We start from the raw sequence: 18,772 nt of genomic DNA on the forward strand, positions 1-18,772 counted from the left end.
TCATGCCCGACTCTGCCGCTCGCCGCTCCCGCATGCCCCTGGCCGTGTACATCCTGGGTCTCTCGGTCTTCGCCCTGGGAACCAGCGAATTCATGCTCTCCGGGCTCCTGCCGCCCATCGCCGACGACATGAACGTGTCGATACCCCGGGCCGGACTTCTCATATCCGCCTTCGCGATCGGCATGGTGATCGGCGCCCCGCTGCTCGCCGTGGCCACGCTCCGGCTGCCGCGCCGCACCACCCTGATCGCCCTGATCTCCGTCTTCGGCCTCGGCCAGGTCGCGGGCGCGCTGGCCCCGACGTACGAGGTGCTCTTCGCGTCCCGGGTGGTGAGCGCGTTCGCCTGCGCCGGGTTCTGGGCGGTGGGGGCGGCCGTCGCCATCGCGATGGTGCCGGTGAACTCGCGGGCCCGTGCGATGGCCGTGATGATCGGCGGTCTGTCGATCGCCAATGTGCTGGGCGTGCCGCTGGGCGCGTTCCTCGGTGAGAACTTCGGCTGGCGGTCGGCGTTCTGGGCCGTGGGCGCGGCGTCCGCCGTGGCGCTGGTCGGGGTGACGACGCTGATTCCGCGCATCCCGCTGCCGGAGCAGAAGCCCCGGCTGAAGCAGGAGATGAGCATCTACCGGGACCGTCAGGTGTGGCTGTCGATCGTGATCACGGCGCTCGCCGCGGGCGGGGTGTTCTGCGCGTTCAGCTATCTGGCGCCGCTGCTGACGGATGTCGCCGGGCTGGACTCGGGCTGGGTGCCGACGGTGCTGGCGCTGTTCGGGATCGGGGCGCTGGTCGGTACGACGATCGGCGGCCGGGTCGCGGACGCGCATCTCTTCGGGGTGCTGATGAGCGGTATCGCGGCCTCGACGGTCTTCCTGGCCGCGCTGGCCCTGTTCGCGTCGAACCAGGTCGCGGCGATCGGGCTCTCGTTCCTGCTGGGCCTGTCGGCGTTCTACACGGCCCCGGCGCTGAACGCCCGGATGTTCAACGTGGCGGGCGCCGCCCCGACGCTGGCCGGTGCGACGACCACGGCCGCGTTCAACCTGGGCAACACCGGCGGCCCCTGGCTGGGCGGCGCGGTGATCGACGCGGACTTCGGTTTCGCGGCGACCGCGTGGGCCGGGGCGGCGATGACGGTACTGGCGCTGGTGGCCGTGGTGTTCTCGCTGCGGCTGCAGCGCAGCCGCGCCTCGTCGTCCCGGCTGGTGGCGGGCGCCCCGGCCGCCGCGTCGCAGGACGCGGCGCAGGCGGTCGCGCCTTCGACGACCGCCTGAGCGGTCTCCAGCCCGGTGCGGCCCCAGCCCTGTGCGGGCCGCACCGGTGCGGTCTCAGCCCTGCGCGGGAAGCCTCCAGGCGGTCTCAGCCCTGTGCGGGAAGCCCCTCCGCGGGAAGCCCTGGTGCGGGCCGCCCCTTGGGACGCCGCAGTCCCGCCTGCGTGATCCGGCGGACGAGCTCCTTCGAGCCGATCTGCCGGGCCCCGGCCCGCACCGCGTCCTCGTACCGCGTCTCCGGTACGTCGTAGTGGTCCCGCTCGAACGCGCGCGGTGGGCATCCGATGGACGCCGCGAAGGCGTGCAGCTCCTCGAAGGAGACATCGCTGACCAGGTGCGACCAGAGCCGCCCGTGCCCCGGCCACTCGGGCGGGTCGATGTAGACGGTCACCGCCGCAGTATCCCGCTCAGCGAACCGACCGGCGCCACCGCCACCGCGGCCTTGGTGCACACCCAGTGCGGGTCCGGGCCCAGTTCGGGTTCGACGTCGAGGGCGTGCGGGTCGCCCGCGTCACAGACCGGGCAGAGCGGCCACCGCCCGTACCGTTCGAGCAGCGCGTCCTGCACGTCCTGGGCGACGAGGCCCACCACGAACGCGGCACCGTCGGGCCACTGCTCGACCCACCAGCGGCGGTGCGTCACCGCGTCCTCGACCAGCGAGACGATCCCGGCCTCGGCGACGTCACCTGCGGCGAGATCGGCCATGACCAGCGCACGGGCCGTATGCAGCGCCTGTTCCAAGGGGTTCATCTCCATGGGCCCATTGTCACCTGCCCGCGAATCCGCCTCGCGCGCCTGCCCTCACCGTTTCCGCGCTGTCGGAGGTGCTGTCGAAGGTGCTGCCGAAGGTGCCGTCGGAGGTACTGCTGGTGGTGCTGCCGGACGTATGGCCGGAGAGGGGGTTGACGGGCCACCGGGTTGAAAATATCTTTCAAATGTGACCCATGACCTGAAGGAAAGTTTCAACGCTGACTCCCCGCCCGCCCCGGCGGCCCTCGCGGCCAAGGTTCGTACGCTCGCGCCGTCCATGACCCGTTCCATGCAGCGCGTCGCCGAGGCCGTCGCCGGTGATCCGGCCGGCTGCGCAGCCCTCACGGTCACCGGTCTCGCCGAGCTCACCGGCACCAGCGAGGCGACCGTGGTCCGCACGGCCCGCCTGCTCGGCTACCCCGGCTACCGCGATCTGCGCCTGGCCCTCGCCGGGCTCGCCGCGCACCAGCAGTCCGGCCGGGCCCCTTCCGTCACGGCCGACATAGCGGTCGACGACCCGATCGCCGACGTGGTCGCCAAGCTGGCCTACGACGAGCAGCAGACCCTTGCCGACACCGCCGCCGGGCTCGACACCGTCCAGCTCGGCGCCGCCGTGGCCGCCGCCGCCACCGCCCGGCGCATCGACATCTACGGCGTGGGCGCCTCCTCCCTCGTCGGCCAGGACCTCGCGCAGAAGCTGGCCCGCATCGGCCTGATCGCGCACTCCCACACGGACCCGCACCTCGCGGTGACCAACGCCGTGCAGCTGCGCTCCGGCGACGTCGCCATCGCGATCACGCACTCCGGCTCCACGGTCGACGTGATAGAGCCGCTGCGGGTCGCCTTCGACCGGGGCGCGACGACGGTAGCGATCACCGGCCGCCCCGACGGCCCGGTCACGCAGTACGCCGACCACGTACTGACCACGTCCACCGCCCGGGAGAGCGAGCTGCGGCCCGCCGCCATGTCGAGCCGTACGAGCCAGCTCCTCGTCGTCGACTGCCTGTTCATAGGCGTCGCGCAGCGTACGTACGAGACGGCCGCACCGGCGCTCGCCGCCTCCTACGAAGCCCTGGCCCACCGCCACACCCCACGCCCGCGCTGACCGGCCCCGCCGATCCGCGATCCCTCCGCACCCGCTGACCGGCCCGCCGGTCCGCCGGTCCGTGAACCCCCCGCACCCGCTGAACCGCACGAGACCGAGAAAGCAGAGCCGCCCTCCATGACCTCCACCACCGACGCCGACCCCACCGCCTCCGACGGCTACGGGGAACTGCGCGCCCAGCTCGCGACACTCACCACCGAGGCGTTCCGGCCCGAGCTCGCCGAGATCGACCGGCTCGGCACACTTGAGATCGCCCGCATCATGAACGGCGAGGACCAGTCCGTCCCGGCCGCCGTCGGCGCCCGGCTGCCCGAGATAGCCGCCGCCATCGACGGCACGGCGGAGCGCATGGCGCGCGGCGGCCGGCTGATCTACGCGGGCGCGGGCACCGCCGGCCGGCTCGGCGTGCTCGACGCCAGCGAGTGCCCGCCCACCTTCAACACCGACCCCTCCGAGGTCGTCGGCCTGATCGCGGGCGGCCCGACCGCCATGGTCAAGGCCGTCGAGGGTGCCGAGGACAGCAAGGAGCTGGCCGCCGCCGACCTCGACGCCCTGGGCCTCACCGCCGACGACACCGTGGTCGGCATCTCCGCCTCCGGCCGCACGCCGTACGCGATCGGGGCCGTCGAGCACGCCCGCGGCAAGGGCGCGCTGACCATCGGTCTCTCCTGCAACGCGGACTCCGCGCTGGGCGCCGCGGCGGAGCACCCCATCGAGGTCGTCGTCGGCCCGGAGCTGCTCACCGGCTCCACCCGGCTCAAGGCGGGCACGGCCCAGAAGCTCGTCCTCAACATGCTCTCGACGATCACGATGATCCGGCTCGGCAAGACGTACGGGAATCTGATGGTCGACGTCCGCGCCTCCAACGAGAAACTGCGCGCCCGCTCCCGCCGGATCGTCTCGCTCGCCACCGGGGCGTCCGACGAGGAGATCGAGGCCGCCCTCGCCGCGACCGACGGCGAGGTGAAGAACGCCATCCTCACCATCCTCGGCCAGGTCGACGGCCCCACCGCCGCCGAGCTCCTGACCGCGTCCGGCGGCCACCTCCGCGCCGCCCTCGCCGCCGCCCCCCGCACCACCTGAACCACCTGCTCCACCCCCGCACCCCCCCGCACAGCAAGGCACCACGCACCATGGCAACAGAAGACAAGAACCGCGCCACCGCCGCCGCGATCCTTCCGCTCGTCGGTGGCGCCGCGAACGTCAGCACCATCGCCCACTGCATGACCCGGCTCCGGCTGGGTCTGCACGACCGCTCGCTCGTCGACGACGAGGCCCTGAAGGCGGTCCCCGCCGTCATGGGTGTGGTCGAGGACGACACGTACCAGATCGTCCTCGGCCCGGGGACCGTCGCCCGGGTCACGCCGGAGTTCGAACAGCTGGTGGAGGAAGGCCGGTCGGCAGCCCCCGAGCCGGCCCCCGTCTCCGCCTCCGCCTCCGTCTCGGCGGACGAGCTGGCAGCCCAGGGCGCCGCGATGAAGGCGGCCCGGAAGGCGAAGAACGCCACCCCGTTCAAGCTGTTCCTGCGCCGGATCGCCAACATCTTCGTCCCGCTGATCCCGGCGCTCATCGGCTGCGGCATCATCGCCGGCCTCAACGGCCTGCTGGTGAACCTGGGCTGGCTGACCTCGGTCACCCCCGCCCTGGCTGCGATGGCGTCCGGTTTCATGGCGCTGATCGCCGTCTTCGTCGGCTACAACACGGCGAAGGAGTTCGGCGGTACGGCGATCCTGGGCGGTGCGGTCGCCGCGATCATCGTCTTCCCGGGCGTCGCGAACATCGAGGCGTTCGGCCAGAAGCTCTCCCCCGGGCAGGGCGGTGTGCTGGGCGCGCTCGGTGCGGCGGTGCTCGCGGTGTACGTGGAGAAGTGGTGCCGCCGCTGGGTGCCCGAAGCACTGGACGTGCTGGTCACCCCGACCCTCACGGTCCTGATCTCGGGCCTGGTGACGATCTTCGGCCTGATGTACGTGGCCGGCGAGGTCTCCACCGCCATCGGTACGTTCGCCGACTGGCTGCTCTCCAACGGCGGTGCGGGCGCGGGCTTCGTGCTCGGCGGTCTCTTCCTGCCCCTGGTGATGCTGGGCCTGCACCAGGCGCTCATCCCGATCCACACCACCCTGATCGAGCAGCAGGGCTACACCGTGCTGCTCCCGATCCTCGCGATGGCGGGCGCCGGCCAGGTCGGCGCGGCCGCGGCGGTCTACTTCCGCCTCCCGCGCAACGAGTCGATCCGCCGCACCATCAAGTCCGCCCTCCCGGCCGGTCTGCTGGGCGTCGGCGAGCCCCTGATCTACGGCGTCAGCCTCCCGCTCGGCCGCCCGTTCATCACGGCGTGCGTGGGTGGCGCGTTCGGCGGCGGCTTCATCGGCCTGTTCAACCAGCTCGGCGACAAGGTCGGCTCCACGGCCATCGGCCCGTCCGGCTGGGCCCTGTTCCCCCTGCTCGACGGCAACCACGGCCTGGGCACCACGGCCGCGATCTACGGGGGCGGCCTGCTGGTCGGCTACTTCGCCGGGTTCCTCGCGACGTACTTCTTCGGCTTCAGCAAGGACCTGCTGGCAGAGTTCAACGTCCCGCAGGAACCCGCCGAGTCCACGGTCACGGCAACGGGCACCCCGGCACCCCCGGCGCCCCCGGCGTCCCCGACATCGAAGGAACCGGCCGGGGTCTGACCCCGGGCACCCGGACATGACCGAGGGCGGCACCCGACCCGGGTGTCGCCCTCATCCGTATCCGCATCCACTCAGACCGGGAACTCATCCGTGAGCAGCGTCGTGCCGAACGGCTCGGGCAGGGTGAGCGGCTTCCCGAACGGCACCGGGTCGGAATGCTTGTACGTCCCGTCCTCATTGGGCTCCGTGAACAGCGTGGCCATCGCCCCACGCGTGTCGAACCGGTCGATGAGCAGATACATCGGCACGCCCGCCCGCGCATAGGCGCGGTACTTCTTCGTCCGGTCGTCCCGGGCATTGCCCTTCGAGGTGACCTCGACGACGAGCAGCGCGTCCGCCGCGTCCATCGGGTCGTTGACCTCCGGGTCGGCGGCGTCGGTGAGCTCGGAGGGCATGACCACGAGGTGGGGGACGTAGAGCTTGCCGAGCGCGGCCACGTGGACGGCGAGGACCTGATAGATCCCCCACGCCTCGGAAATGCCTTCGTAGAGCCTGCGCTGCACTCGGTCGACGATGGCGTGGTGATGCGCGTGCGGCGGCGGCACCAGGACGATCCGCCCTCCGTCGATCTCGGCGCGCCACCCCTCGGGCACGTCCAGTTCGCGCCATGTCCGCAGCAGATAGCCCCACGGGTGCCCTCCGGAGACCTGATCACTCTCAACCATCGCGGGCCCCTTCTTCTGTGCTGTCAGAGGAACGTGGATCGACGGTTCCGCGGAAGTTCGCCGCTCCCCCGGCGGCCGTCCCCATGGCCCCGATCGAAGGGCGGCACCCGACCCGGGTGTCGCCCTTCCGTGTATCCAAAGCCGAGTCACGCCCGGCGCAACAACACCTTCACGGCAGCCTCCCCTCCCTGTTGACCTCCCGGACCCGGGCCCGCAACACCTCCCCCAGCGGCGCCGGGCGCACCGACTCCGGCGGGCAGTCCCACTCCGCCCCACCACCCGGCGCCCGCAGCTGCACGTACGGCCCGACGCGTCCCATCACGCGTCCCACTCGCCCGTCCCGGGTGTCCACCGCGAACGAACCCGGCTCCGGCGCGCTCGACTCAGGTCCTTCACCGTTCATGACCCGCCAGTCCCTGCGCCTCCAGCACCACACTCAGCCTCAGCACCGTGTCGAGATTGCACCGCCCGAGGTCCACCAGTGGCATCACCGGGTCGTTCCCCGCACATGACACCGGGTCGATCCGCAGCGACGGCAGCGTGATCCCGACACCCGAGAACCCCTCCTTCAACCGCGCCACCGCGTCCTCCGCTGCCCGCACTCTGCCCTCCGCCGCCCTGCGCCGTTCCTTGATCGTCATGATCCATTCCTTTCCACGCTGAGTAATGACAATGCATACCCAGCGTGTCCAACGCGCCGCTAACCTGGAAGAGGCGCAGAACCAACAACCGCACATGTGTCACAGGGAGTTGTCATGCCGGGGCCCAAGAAGCTCGATCCCTCCTCTTCTCCCCGCGCCCTGCTCGGCGCGGAACTCCGCCACAGAAGAGAGGGCGCGGGCCTCTCGCAGGAGGAACTGGGCCTCTCGCTGTTCGTGAGCGGCTCCTTCATCGGACAGCTGGAGTCCGGTACGCGCCGGATGCAGTTGGACCAGGCCGAGAAGCTGGACCGGATCCTGACGGCGGACGGGTTCTTCGTACGCAACTGCGCGGCCCTGAAGAAGTCGAAGTACCCGGATCACTTCGCAGAAGCGGCCGATGCCGAGGCCCTCGCAAAGACGATCAGGGAGTACGCGCCTCAGCTGATCCCCGGACTGCTGCAGACGGAGGCGTACGCGCACGCAGTGATCCGCGCCTACCAGCCGACGGCTCCAGAGGACGTCATCAACGACCTGGTCGTAGCGCGGCTGGAGCGAGCGCAGGTTCTGGCCGACCCAACAACGCCCCTGTTCTGGGCAGTTCTCGACGAGACGGTGTTACGCCGCGTGGTCGGCGGCCCGGCAGTGATGGCAGAGGCACTCCGCCACATCCTGAAGCTGGCGCGTGAACACCGGATCATCGTGCAGGTGCTGCCGTTCAGTGCAGGCGCGCACATGGCCATGGAAGGCCAGCTCAAGCTGATGTCCTTCCGGGACGCACCGCCACTCGCCTACCTCCAGAGCCTCGGTTCAGGGACGTTGCACGACGATCCGGCGACCGTCAAACACCACGAACTGACCTACGATCTGGTGGCAGCCAGCGCATTGTCACCCCAGGCGTCCCTGGCCCTGATCGAGTCGGTGGCGGAGGATTACGCCCATGAAGATCAGCAGCTCTGACTACGACCTTTCCGCCGCGACCTGGCACAAGTCCTCCTACAGCGGCGGCGACGGCGGCAACTGCTTGGAAGTTGCGACCTGGCGGAAGTCCACGTACAGCGGGGGCAGCGGCGGCGACTGCCTCGAAGTGGCCGACGGCCACCCCGGCATCGTCCCCGTACGGGACTCCAAGGTGGCCGAGGGGCCGACGCTTGTGTTCCGGGACGCCGCGTGGACGTCGTTCATCGCGGACCTCAAGAGCGTGCGGGCCTGACGGGACGGAGCGGCCCGGCGGCCGGGGCCTGACCCGGCCGCCGGGCGGCGCACCCACTCGATCGAGTGGAGGTTTCAGGCCATATATGGGGTTTACGTGAGGAATACCCCCGGCTGACGCAATCATTCGGCGGTGAACTCAACATTCCGGACGGCCCACCGTCCCAAGTCACTGCGTGCGGCCGGGTTCGGCGCGCTCGCCGTACTGACTCTGCTTCCGGCGATCCCGGCCGCCGCCTCCACCGCGAAGGAGGCATCGCCGCGGCCCGCAGCCCAGGCGCTGCACCGCCCCGTCACCCCGGCCGAGGCCAGGACCTCCGCGCGCCTCGACTCGTTGCAGGGCAGGCCGGAGCGGCTGAAGGCGTTCTTCAAGGCCCTGCCCAAGGGGGGTGACCTGCACAACCACCTGTCGGGTGCGGTCACCACCGAGTACCTGATCCAGCTCGCGAGCGAGGCCGGGCTGTGCATCGACGCGACGGACACGGCCGTGGCGCCGCCGTGCGGGCCGGGCACGAGGCCGGCGGCCGACGCGCAGCACGACGACGCGTTCCGGCAGCGGATCATCCGGGCCTGGTCCATGCAGGACTTCCCGGCCGACCAGTCGGGGCACGACCACTTCTTCGACACGTTCGGCAAGTTCGGCATGGCCACCTGGTACACCCGGGGCAAGATGCTCGCGAACGTGGCCAACACCGTGGTCGAGCAGAACCAGTTCTACCTGGAGACCCTGGTCACCCCCGCTTCGGACGCCAGCCGGGCGCTCGCCGACAAGGTGGGCTACGACGCCGACCTGGCCGCCCTCCACGCCAAGCTCGTGGCCGGTGGCCAGCTCGACCGGGTGGTGGACGAGGCGGTCAAGGAGGCCGACGACACCGACGTGCAGTTCCGGGAGGCCGCGCACTGCGACACGCCGCGCCCCGACCCGGGCTGCAAGCTCCCCATCAGGTGGATCTCCCAGGTGTCCCGGGGCAGCTCCCCGGTGCGGGTGTTCACGCAGATGGCCGTCGGCATGCGCCTGGCCGAGCGCGACGAGAGGTTCCTCGCGGTCAACCTCGTGCAGCCGGAGGACGGCGAGAGCGCGCTGGCCAACTACAGCCTCCAGATGCGGATGCTGAAGTACCTGCGCGGCCAGTACCCGGACTCCCACCTCACCCTGCACTCCGGTGAGCTGGCCCCCGGCCTGGTCAAGCCCGAGGACCTGAAGTTCCACATCCGTGAAGCGGTGCTCGTGGCCGGAGCCGAGCGCATCGGCCACGGCGTGGACCTGGTCCACGAGGACGACTGGCGGAAGCTGGCCCGCACGATGGCGCGGCGCAACGTGGCCGTCGAGGTGCCGTTCTCCAGCAACAAGCAGATCCTCGGCATCGCGGGCGACGACCACCCGTTCAACGCCTACCGCCGCTACGGCGTCCCGATCGTCCTGGCCACCGACGACCCGGGCGTCTCCCGGATCGACATCAGCCACGAGTACCAGTACGCGGCCAAGACGTACAAGCTCAGCTACGTGGAGCTGAAGGACCTGGCCCGCGCCTCGCTGGAATACGCGTTCCGCGAGGGCCGCAGCCTGTGGGCCACCGGCTCCGCCCCGTCCGGCTATCGCCTGGTCTCCGCCTGCCAGGGCAACCGGCCGGGCACCGACCGCCCGAGCGCACGCTGCGCCCACTACCTCGCCGACAACCCGAAGGCGGCGACCGAGTGGCGCCAGGAGGCGGCCTTCGCCGTCTTCGAGCGCGACAACCGCTGACCCGAAACGCCCCGGGCCGGTTGGCCGGGCCCGGGGCTTGAGTCCCGGCCCGGTACGGGGGCTTGAGTCCCGGGCCCGGCCACACGTCTCGTACCGACGCCCGTGCTACTCGCCGCGATCATCCTGCTCCGCCGCCCACAGATGGCCGAGCGTTCCGAGGACCAGCCGGCAGACGTCGTCCGGATCGGCCCCGGCCAGGGGCTCCCGGGCGACGACCGTCCGCATCAGGCCGATTCCCAGCAGCCAGGCCATGGCGAGATCCGCACGCAGCGCGCCGTCCTCGGCTCCGGACAGCCCGGCCAGCGCGCTCTGGTACGCCTCGCCCAGCTCCCGCAAGGTTCCGGCCGCCTCGTCGCCCCGCCCGACCGACCGCAGATAGACCTCCAGGGAACGGTCCTCCGGCCCCTCCGCGCTCCGGGTCAGCATCGAGCGCAGGGCGGTCTCGAACAGCTCCTCCGGCGGCGTCGCCCGCAGCTGCTCCAGCCCGCCGAGCGCTATGACCTCGGTCAGCAGCCCCCGCTTCGAGCCGAAGTACCTGAACAACAGGGCCTGGTTGACCCCGGCCCGCGCCGCTATGTCGCGGACCGTCGCCCCCTCGTAGCCCCGTTCCGCGAACAGGTCCCGGGCCGCCTCCAGCAGGCGGCGACGGGTGGCCGCGGCGTCCCTGCGGCGCTCTTCGGGCGGCGGGGCGGAAGCGGTCTTCATGGCGGCATTCCTCTCGGAACCTCTCGGAACTTCTCTCGGAACTCCCCTCGGACGGCCCGTCAGGATAACGGCCGTAAAGCGTCGTTGACTGCCCGCGAGAGCCACTCCTACCGTTGTAAGCAGCTGCTTACATCCGGGAGGCCCGCAGTGACCACAGCAGATGCCGCACCCCTCGCCTACCCCTTCAACACCCCCGACGGGCTCCAGCTGGCCGATGCCTACGAGCACGTACGCGAACGGCCGGGGCTCTTACGGGTCCAGCTGCCCTACGGCGAACCGGCCTGGCTCGTCACCCGCTACGCCGACGCCCGGCTCGTCCTCGGCGACCAGCGCTTCAGCCGGGCCGCCGCCGCCTCGCACGACGAGCCCCGGCAGTCCGAGGGGCAGCGCGACGGGGGCATCCTCGGCATGGACCCGCCGGACCACACCCGGCTGCGCTCCCTGGTCGCCAAGGCGTTCACCGTCCGCCAGGTCGAGAAGCTGCGCCCCCAGGTCAGGGAGCTGACCGCCGGTCTGCTCGACGAGCTGGAGACCGCGGGGCCACCCGCCGACCTGGTCGACCTGTTCGCCCTCCCGCTGCCGGTCGCCGTGATCTGCCGGATGCTGGGCGTACCCACCGAGGACCGGCCGCGCTTCCGGGTGTGGAGCGACGACGCGCTGTCGACCAGCTCCCTCACCGCCGAGGAGTTCGACGCGAGCCGCGAGGAACTGCGCGCCTACATGGCCGGGTTGATCGACCAGCACCGCCGCGCGCCGCAGGACGACCTGATGACGGCGCTCATCGAGGCCCGCGACGGCGGCGACCGGCTCACCGAGCTCGAACTCGTCGATCTGTGCGTGGGCATCCTGGTCGCGGGGCACGAGACCACCGCGTCCCAGATCCCCAACTTCGTCCTCACCCTGCTCGACCACCCGGACCAGCTGGCCAGGCTCAGGGCCGAACCCGAGCTCGTCCCGAACGCGGTGGAGGAACTGCTGCGCTTCGTCCCCCTGGGCAGTGGAGCCGGTCAGCCCCGGTACGCCACCGAGGACATCGAGGTCGGCGGGACCCTCGTCCGGGCGGGCAGCCCGGTCCTGGTCGCCGTCGGTGCCGCCAACCGCGACGCACTGCGGTTCACCGCCCCGGGCGTCCTCGACATCGCCCGCGAGGGCAACCAGCACCTCGGATTCGGCCACGGCGTCCACCACTGCCTGGGCGCCCCGCTGGCCCGGCTCGAACTCCAGGAGGCGCTGGCCGCCCTCGTCACCCGCTTCCCGGAGCTGCGGCTGGCCGGCGATGTGACCTGGAAGTCCGAGATGCTGGTGCGCGGCCCGCGCGTCATGCCGGTGGAGTGGTGACCGCCATGGCCTGGAACGTACGCTTAGACACCCAGCTCTGCCAGGGCTCGGGCATGTGCGCGGGGACAGTCCCCGAGGTGTTCGCCCTGGACGGTGAGCGCGCCCGCGTCCGGTCCGACGGGATCGAGCCGGACGAACGGGTCCTGGACGCCGCCGACATCTGCCCGGCCCTGGCGATCACCGTGCACGACGGGAACACCGTCATCGGCCCCCGCCGCGACTGACCCGTCCCCCGTCTGCCCCGACGAGGTCGCGTCGCTCAACGGTCGGTCGGTGCGCGATGGGGTGCCCACAGCCGGTCGGCGTCACCGGCGGCGAGTCCGCCCCGGTGGCGTCGACCTTGTGGGCGATGAGCTTCAGGCGGGCTAGCTGAGCCGCTCCAGGACCCACCGGGGGGCGTCGCCGGGGAGGACGACCACGTTGTCGCGCTGCGTGGCCAGGTAGCCGAGCGCTCCATGGCCGAGGGCGATGGCGACCGGCTCGCCGTCGACCGCGCCCAGGATCGACCACTGGTCGGGGCTGTTGCCGCACCGGTCCACCCACACCACCGGCGGGTAGATCCGGAGCGGCGAAAGCGCCAGGCAGCGGTACTCGCTCCGCGGGTCGACGATGCGGACCAGGTCGTCGCCCTGGTTGCGGATGTCCCACGTGGTGTGGGGGCTGCACGGCTCGATGTGGCCCCCGAGCGGACCCGCGCCGCCCGCGAGGCACTTGCCGCTGCTCTGGTCGCGGATGAAGTACGTGCCGTCGGCGGCGGCCTGGGCCGGGGTGGCCAGCGCCACTGCCGCGACGGCGGACACGGCGAGGGAGAGGATCGAACGAATACGCACGGGACTCCTCGTACGAGTGTGTGTGTGGGGGGGAATTCCGGGCCGACCGGCCCGGCGCAGGACCAACCGGCCCGGCGCAAGACCGACCAGCCGGCGCGGGCCGACCGGCCCGGCACCCAGGGTCACAGGAGCCCGCCGCGCCTTCCCGCGCTCCGCGTCGCGCCCCCGCCCGTCCACCCCGCCAGCGGAGGCGTATTCGGAGTGCAACCGGCGCATTCGGATTGACGTGCGCGCCCCCTCTCGTCAGGGATGTTCCCGCCCGGGGCTCAAGCCGCGAAGTCCGAGCGCTCTTTCAGCGGAACGGGAGGCGGGCCACATCCCACCCACCCACCCCGAGCGGCGAGTTGACTTCTTGTGACCGACTTGCCACCGACAGTGGCGACGCTCTAGCGTGCCGAATACGGGGCGATGCTCCGTGACGCAGATCGGCCCCTGCCGGTGGTGGAACACCAGACAGGGGCCTGACCACTTCGACCGCTTACCTCAAGGAGCGATCCGATGGCTGTCGGCCAGCTTAGTGCCGCCCCGTGCGCCCCGCACGTACCCCTGCCAGCACCCCCGCACCCGATGGCCAATCCGGGGTACGGCAAGCGGTCCGCGCCCGGCCAACATCCGCGTACCGATGGCGATTTCGCTCACCTCCCGGCCCGCGAGGCGTCCATCGCCGCGTATCTCGACCGGCTGCCCGAGGGCTCCGACATCTCCGTGAAGACGCTCGCCAAGCACCTCCCGTACGGGCAGTGCGCACTGCGTACCGCGCTCAACCGGCTCCAGGACGCCGGGCATCTGCGGCGCGGCAGCGAGTGCGTCGCCAACGACGAGGTGCTGCTCTGGGTGACCCGGACGTTCTTCTCCCGGACCGCGCGGGACGACGACTGGTGGGCGGCGTTCACCCGGGGTGACGTACCGGTCGAGCAGCCCCGACGCCCCACCCGGTCCCGCGCGTTCGCACTGCTCGCCGCGCTGGGCCGTACCGCGCCCACGCTCACCCTGTCTGCGGCCGACTGCGCGGCGCTGGAACCGCAGGTCGGCGAGTGGTTCGAGCGCGGGGCCACCGAGGCGGAGCTGCTGCACGCCCTCACCGACGGGCTGCCCACGCCCGTCCACCACGCGGCGGCCCTGGTCCGCAGGCGGCTCGCCGACAAGATGCCACCCGAACGGTTCGCTCCGCCGCAACAGCGGACGGTGTTGCGCACCCTCGAATGCAGCGAGTGCCGCTCACCGGGCAGCGCGGAGGCCCTGATCGGCGGCCGGTGCGGGCCCTGCCGGGGCGAATCGGCCGCCGCACCCGCCGGGCCCAGCGGGGCCGTACCGGCGGACGGCGTACGAAATCGGATGAACGACGTACGGGCCGGGCTCGTGCGGCGATCCGTCAGGCCGGGGCGCCCCGGAAGGTCTTGAGCCCGCGAGGCCGAGCCGTCGCCCGGTGTCCCGTGTCCGGCCCGGCGTCCGGTGTCCGGTGTCCGAAAGCGGCTCCCACCTGGGAGTGGTTTGAATCGCCTTCGCTGACCGGTCGCTACGTTCCGTGTTCCTCTTGGCGCGGATCGTAATCAACTGGCCCAAAGGGGAACGAACCATGTCCGAACCCACCCATGAGCAGATCGTCTCCGGGCTCCACGACCGGCCCCCCATCGCACTGGCCCCCGGCCCCCGCCTGGACGCCGAGAGGCCCAGCTCCCTTCCGTTGCCGCCCAGCGATGTGTGGGAGCTGCCGGGCGGTACCGCCTGGGTCTACTACGGCGAGGGGAACCCCGGTCTCGTACGGCCGGTCATCTTCTCCGACGGCTTCGGCACGGGGCCGAGCGAGCTGGAATTCTCCTGGCAGATCATGGAGTTCGGTGACTACGCGCTGATCAGCGAGCTGCGTCGCCGTGGCCACGACGTCGTCCTGCTCGGCTACCACGAGCGCAGTGCGTCGATTCTGGACAACTCGCTCACCGCGCAGGCCGCGATCGCGCGGGCCGTCGCGGAGCGGCTGGGCGACACGCCGCTGGCGGTCGGCGGGTTCAGCATGGGCGGGCTCGTCACCCGGCACGCGCTGGCCAAGATGGAGAGCCAGGGCATCGACCACCAGACCTCGCTGTACTTCTCGTACGACAGCCCGCACCGGGGCGGCTGGATCCCGATCGCGCTCCAGGCGTTCGCGCACTACATCAAGGACCTCGACAGCCGGTTCTCCGACCAGATCAACAGCCCGGCCGCCCGCCAGCTGCTGTGGCGGCACATCGAGAAGTGGGACAGCGCTCCTGACCAGAGCGACGAGCGCGGCGTGTTCCTGGCCCAGATGCAGGCGGTCGGCGAATGGCCGCGCGGGCCCCGGCTGATCGGCGTCTCCAACGGGACGGCCGACGGGACCGGAACCGATGTGCGGGCGGGCGAACTGGCCCTTGAGGGCAAGGGCCTGACGGTGGTGGGGACCAAGCTCTACACCCAGGCGCCAGGGCTCGACGAGCTCGTCGCGAAGCTGCGGGTGGTGACGCTGAAGACCAACGAGGTCCGTACGAAGGGGCTGCCGTCGATCGACGGCGCGCCCGGCGGCTCGCTGGAGGGCTTCGGCATCCTCGCGGACGCCTTCAATGCCCTGAACCCGTTCCTCGGCTTCAAGACCGACGTACGCATCCGGTCGCACTGCTTCGTACCGTCCGTCAGCGCGGTCGACGTCGCCGACCTGGACACGGACGACGAGCTGTACAAGGACATTTCCTCGCTCCCGGAGGGCACCGGCGGGCTGGACGAGTTCAAGCTCGCTTCCCGGAACGAGGGGCACACCCTCGTGACGGAGGAACTCTGCACCTGGCTGCTCGACCGGCTGCCGTAGCGGGAGCGCGGCGCGGTGTCCCGTACCCACGGCGCTCCGGCGGGCATCGTGGGTGCGTCCGCCGCGCAGACGCACGGAGGGTGGCGGGGGCGTGAGGGGACGCGAGCGGCGCCGAAGGCGCCCTTGATGGGGGCCTACCCCTTGAATTCCTCGTCAGGGGGTAAGCCCACGAGTCGGGCTGCCAGTCCCTGGAAGCCGGGCTAGTCCGCGATCCTGGCGTACTGGTAGCTGGTCTGGCCGTTGTCGTCTCCGGAGTGCTGCCGGCCGACCATGACCTCGTATTCGCCCGCCTTGGAGTAGCTGTTGCTCTCCCGCTGGCCCGGGGTCCAGCGGTAGCTGGTCAGTTCCACCGTTCGCCCCCAGGCGCTCAGCGAGGCGGTCGCGTACCGGGTCGGGCCGTTCTCGTCGCCGGAGTGCTGCCGGCCGACCAGGACCTCGTTGCTGGGAGCCGAGAAGAACGAGTTGCTCTCCCGCTGGGCATCGCTCCAGTGCGGGGCGCCCACCCTGGCCATCTGGCCATCGATGAGGACGAGACCGCAGTAGTACGTGGTGCTCCCGTTCTCGTCACCGGAGTGCGACCGGCCGAGCAGGACCTGGTTGGTGGGACAGGTGACGGGGACACCCGACGATTCCTTCACCGTCTGGGTGTAGCCGTCGATGATGATGACTTCCGACGCCGCGGCGGCACTCGCTTCGGGCGCTGTCGTCGCGGCCAGCCCTCCGGACAGGAGAGCGGCGCCGACGAGGGCCATGGACCGCTTGGTGATGCGGGAGAAGTGGATCACGGAATGCCTTTCGCCTCGCGGTGCACTGTGTCAGTGCACTTCGCCGAGGCAGGCTATGCGGCGGGCGGAGCGCCAGATGATCTTCTGCCGTGGTGGCGCCGGGAGAGCACCCGATGGAATGAAAACGCAGCTCAACGCGGTGCGCGCGCCGTCTGCCCCGTAGCGATCGGTTCCGCTGCACCCTCGCGGGCGGTCGCACCGCAGGTGTATCCCTTGCGCTCGCGCGGCCCCCGGAGACGGCATCGGCCCCTTGGACCAGCTGGTCCAAGGGGCCGATGCGGCAAAGCTGTACAGGAACTACCGATCCGTCAGGATCAGAAGTCCATGTCACCGCCCGGCATGCCGCCCGGAGCGGCCGCGGCGGCCTTCTCCGGCTTGTCGGCGATGACGGCCTCGGTGGTGAGGAAGAGCGCGGCGATGGACGCGGCGTTCTGCAGGGCGGAGCGCGTGACCTTCGCCGGGTCGAGGATGCCCTCGGCGATCATGTCGACGTACTCGCCGGTCGCGGCGTTCAGACCGTGGCCGACGGCCAGGTTGCGCACCTTCTCGACGACGACGCCGCCCTCAAGACCACCGTTGACGGCGATCTGCTTGAGCGGGGCCTCCAGCGCCAGCTTGACGGCGTTGGCGCCGGTCGCCTCGTCACCCGAGAGCTCCAGCTTCTCGAAGACGGCCGAGGCCTGGAGCAGAGCCACGCCACCACCGGCGACGATGCCCTCCTCGACGGCGGCCTTGGCGTTGCGCACCGCGTCCTCGATGCGGTGCTTGCGCTCCTTGAGCTCGACCTCGGTCGCGGCACCGGCCTTGATGACGGCCACGCCGCCGGCCAGCTTCGCGAGGCGCTCCTGGAGCTTCTCGCGGTCGTAGTCCGAGTCGGAGTTCTCGATCTCGGCGCGGATCTGGTTGACCCGGCCCTGGACCTGGTCGCTGTCACCGGCACCGTCGACGATGGTCGTCTCGTCCTTGGTGATGACGACCTTGCGGGCGCGGCCGAGCAGGTCGAGACCGGCGTTCTCCAGCTTGAGGCCGACCTCCTCGGAGATGACGGTGCCACCGGTGAGGATGGCGATGTCGCCGAGCATGGCCTTGCGGCGGTCACCGAAGCCCGGAGCCTTGACGGCGACGGACTTGAAGGTGCCACGGATCTTGTTGACGACCAGGGTCGACAGGGCCTCGCCCTCGACGTCCTCGGCGATGATCAGCAGCGGCTTGCCGGACTGCATGACCTTCTCCAGCAGCGGAAGGAGGTCCTTCACGTTGCTGATCTTCGAGTTGACGATCAGGATGTACGGGTCGTCCAGGGACGACTCCATGCGCTCCATGTCGGTGGCGAAGTACGCCGAGATGTAGCCCTTGTCGAAGCGCATACCCTCGGTGAGCTCCAGCTCCAGACCGAAGGTCTGGGACTCCTCGACGGTGATGACGCCTTCCTTGCCGACCTTGTCCATGGCCTCGGCGATGAGCTCGCCGATCTGGGTGTCGGCGGCGGAGATGGAGGCCGTCGAAGCGATCTGCTCCTTGGTCTCCACGTCCTTGGCCTGCTCCAGGAGGGCGGCGGAGACGGCCTCGACGGCCTTCTCGATACCCCGCTTGAGGGCCATCGGGTTGGCACCCGCGGCGACGTTGCGCAGGCCCTCGCGGACGAGAGCCTGGGCGAGAACGGTGGCGGTGGTCGTACCGTCGCCGGCGACGTCGTCCGTCTTCTTGGCGACCTCCTTGACCAGCTCCGCACCGATCTTCTCGTACGGGTCCTCCAGCTCGATCTCCTTGGCGATGGAAACACCATCGTTGGTGATCGTGGGGGCGCCCCACTTCTTCTCAAGGACGACGTTGCGACCCTTGGGGCCAAGGGTGACCTTGACGGCGTCGGCGAGCTGGTTCATGCCGCGCTCGAGACCGCGCCGGGCCTCCTCGTCGAACGCGATGATCTTGGCCATGTGAAGTGGTCCTCCCGGACAGGGGTGGATTTCTCCGGACCGAGTGGCGCCCGCGACGGACGGCCTGCGTGACCGGTGGTTCCTTGCCCCATCGGCCTGCGGGCCTCACCGGCCCGGTCCAAGTTCTGTCACTCTCACCTGGAGAGTGCTAACGCAATGATTAGCACTCGACCCCCGTGAGTGCAAGCGTCCCCCTCGGGATGTGGACAACCTCGGAGGGGCACGGAGGGGGGTGAAGGGCTGTGGAAAACCTCTGGCGGCACAGGCCGGCAGCGGCATGCACCGTCAGGACGCACCGGGGCGCACCGGCG

The 18,772-nt window shown here is 70.8% G+C and carries 20 protein-coding genes; 11 read left to right on the forward strand and 9 right to left on the reverse strand.

The genetic code is table 11. The features are described from left to right. The first annotated feature begins 32 nt into the window (after nt 1–32). Nucleotides 33–1,265, forward strand: a complete 1,233-nt coding sequence (locus ACFYY1_RS19985; protein WP_388587563.1) for a Cmx/CmrA family chloramphenicol efflux MFS transporter — start codon at nt 33–35, stop codon at nt 1,263–1,265. 85 nt (nt 1,266–1,350) lie between these two features. Here the strand turns inward: ACFYY1_RS19985 and ACFYY1_RS19990 are convergent, their stop codons facing one another. Further along, nucleotides 1,351–1,653 (reverse strand): DUF4031 domain-containing protein, encoded by a 303-nt coding sequence (locus tag ACFYY1_RS19990; RefSeq protein WP_388587144.1) that lies wholly within the window; start codon nt 1,651–1,653, stop codon nt 1,351–1,353. After that, complete coding sequence (locus tag ACFYY1_RS19995; protein ID WP_072487914.1) at nt 1,650–2,018, reverse strand: hypothetical protein; 369 nt, start codon at nt 2,016–2,018, stop codon at nt 1,650–1,652. Before ACFYY1_RS19995 ends, ACFYY1_RS19990 begins: the two co-directional genes overlap by 4 nt. Before the next feature lie 181 nt (nt 2,019–2,199). Between ACFYY1_RS19995 and ACFYY1_RS20000 the strand changes: the two genes are divergently transcribed. From ACFYY1_RS20000 to ACFYY1_RS20010, 3 genes are all read left to right on the forward strand, one after another. Then, nucleotides 2,200–3,117: a MurR/RpiR family transcriptional regulator gene (locus tag ACFYY1_RS20000; RefSeq protein ID WP_266730761.1), complete on the forward strand. Its 918-nt coding sequence runs from the start codon at nt 2,200–2,202 to the stop codon at nt 3,115–3,117. 117 nt (nt 3,118–3,234) lie between these two features. Then, nucleotides 3,235–4,200 carry an N-acetylmuramic acid 6-phosphate etherase gene (murQ, locus tag ACFYY1_RS20005; protein ID WP_388587147.1) on the forward strand — a complete coding sequence of 322 codons (966 nt, stop codon included), beginning with the start codon at nt 3,235–3,237 and terminating at the stop codon, nt 4,198–4,200. Between the two features lie 50 nt (nt 4,201–4,250). Then, on the forward strand, nt 4,251–5,789 hold the full coding sequence (locus ACFYY1_RS20010; protein WP_388587149.1) for a PTS transporter subunit EIIC: 1,539 nt from the start codon (nt 4,251–4,253) through the stop codon (nt 5,787–5,789). Nucleotides 5,790–5,860: 71 nt separating this feature from the next. On the opposite strand, the gene ACFYY1_RS20015 is transcribed toward ACFYY1_RS20010, so the two are convergent. The 3 genes from ACFYY1_RS20015 to ACFYY1_RS20025 form a co-directional block, all read right to left on the reverse strand. After that, nucleotides 5,861–6,454 carry a Uma2 family endonuclease gene (locus ACFYY1_RS20015; RefSeq protein ID WP_388587152.1) on the reverse strand — a complete coding sequence of 198 codons (594 nt, stop codon included), beginning with the start codon at nt 6,452–6,454 and terminating at the stop codon, nt 5,861–5,863. A gap of 169 nt (nt 6,455–6,623) precedes the next feature. Further along, nucleotides 6,624–6,857 (reverse strand): hypothetical protein, encoded by a 234-nt coding sequence (locus tag ACFYY1_RS20020; RefSeq protein ID WP_388587153.1) that lies wholly within the window; start codon nt 6,855–6,857, stop codon nt 6,624–6,626. After that, nucleotides 6,847–7,095 (reverse strand): hypothetical protein, encoded by a 249-nt coding sequence (locus ACFYY1_RS20025; protein ID WP_388587156.1) that lies wholly within the window; start codon nt 7,093–7,095, stop codon nt 6,847–6,849. Before ACFYY1_RS20025 ends, ACFYY1_RS20020 begins: the two co-directional genes overlap by 11 nt. Before the next feature lie 114 nt (nt 7,096–7,209). Between ACFYY1_RS20025 and ACFYY1_RS20030 the strand changes: the two genes are divergently transcribed. The 3 genes from ACFYY1_RS20030 (at nt 7,210) to ACFYY1_RS20040 (ending at nt 10,048) form a co-directional block, all read left to right on the forward strand. After that, a complete protein-coding gene (locus tag ACFYY1_RS20030; protein WP_388587159.1) occupies nt 7,210–8,052 on the forward strand; it encodes a Scr1 family TA system antitoxin-like transcriptional regulator in 843 nt (280 codons plus the stop codon). Beyond that, entirely contained in the window at nt 8,033–8,305 is a 273-nt protein-coding gene (locus tag ACFYY1_RS20035) for a DUF397 domain-containing protein (protein WP_388587161.1), read from the forward strand. Before ACFYY1_RS20030 ends, ACFYY1_RS20035 begins: the two co-directional genes overlap by 20 nt. 132 nt (nt 8,306–8,437) lie before the next feature. Beyond that, nucleotides 8,438–10,048, forward strand: coding sequence for an adenosine deaminase (locus ACFYY1_RS20040; RefSeq protein WP_388587164.1), 1,611 nt, complete (start codon nt 8,438–8,440; stop codon nt 10,046–10,048). 105 nt (nt 10,049–10,153) lie between these two features. On the opposite strand, the gene ACFYY1_RS20045 is transcribed toward ACFYY1_RS20040, so the two are convergent. Continuing rightward, entirely contained in the window at nt 10,154–10,753 is a 600-nt protein-coding gene (locus ACFYY1_RS20045; protein ID WP_388587166.1) for a TetR family transcriptional regulator, read from the reverse strand. Between the two features lie 147 nt (nt 10,754–10,900). On the opposite strand from ACFYY1_RS20045, the gene ACFYY1_RS20050 reads away from it, so the two are divergent. Together ACFYY1_RS20050 and ACFYY1_RS20055 are read left to right on the forward strand one after the other, a co-directional pair. Beyond that, entirely contained in the window at nt 10,901–12,091 is a 1,191-nt protein-coding gene (locus ACFYY1_RS20050; RefSeq protein ID WP_388587169.1) for a cytochrome P450, read from the forward strand. A 5-nt stretch (nt 12,092–12,096) separates the two neighbouring features. Beyond that, a complete protein-coding gene (locus tag ACFYY1_RS20055) occupies nt 12,097–12,315 on the forward strand; it encodes a ferredoxin (protein WP_388587171.1) in 219 nt (72 codons plus the stop codon). Between the two features lie 141 nt (nt 12,316–12,456). Here ACFYY1_RS20055 and ACFYY1_RS20060 read toward each other — a convergent pair whose 3' ends face one another. Next, on the reverse strand, nt 12,457–12,921 hold the full coding sequence (locus ACFYY1_RS20060; protein ID WP_388587174.1) for a hypothetical protein: 465 nt from the start codon (nt 12,919–12,921) through the stop codon (nt 12,457–12,459). A 498-nt stretch (nt 12,922–13,419) separates the two neighbouring features. On the opposite strand from ACFYY1_RS20060, the gene ACFYY1_RS20065 reads away from it, so the two are divergent. Both ACFYY1_RS20065 and ACFYY1_RS20070 read left to right on the forward strand, forming a co-directional pair. Continuing rightward, nucleotides 13,420–14,322, forward strand: a complete 903-nt coding sequence (locus ACFYY1_RS20065; protein ID WP_388587177.1) for a hypothetical protein — start codon at nt 13,420–13,422, stop codon at nt 14,320–14,322. A gap of 175 nt (nt 14,323–14,497) precedes the next feature. Then, nucleotides 14,498–15,739 (forward strand): hypothetical protein, encoded by a 1,242-nt coding sequence (locus tag ACFYY1_RS20070; RefSeq protein WP_388587179.1) that lies wholly within the window; start codon nt 14,498–14,500, stop codon nt 15,737–15,739. Between the two features lie 200 nt (nt 15,740–15,939). Here ACFYY1_RS20070 and ACFYY1_RS20075 read toward each other — a convergent pair whose 3' ends face one another. Beyond that, nucleotides 15,940–16,524, reverse strand: coding sequence for a hypothetical protein (locus tag ACFYY1_RS20075; protein WP_388587182.1), 585 nt, complete (start codon nt 16,522–16,524; stop codon nt 15,940–15,942). Nucleotides 16,525–16,838: 314 nt separating this feature from the next. Further along, nucleotides 16,839–18,461 (reverse strand): chaperonin GroEL, encoded by a 1,623-nt coding sequence (gene groL, locus ACFYY1_RS20080; protein WP_124717206.1) that lies wholly within the window; start codon nt 18,459–18,461, stop codon nt 16,839–16,841. Nucleotides 18,462–18,772: the final 311 nt, after the last annotated feature.

This window comes from Streptomyces sp. NPDC001890, assembly GCF_042891445.1.
Taxonomy (GTDB): Bacteria; Actinomycetota; Actinomycetes; order Streptomycetales; family Streptomycetaceae; genus Streptomyces.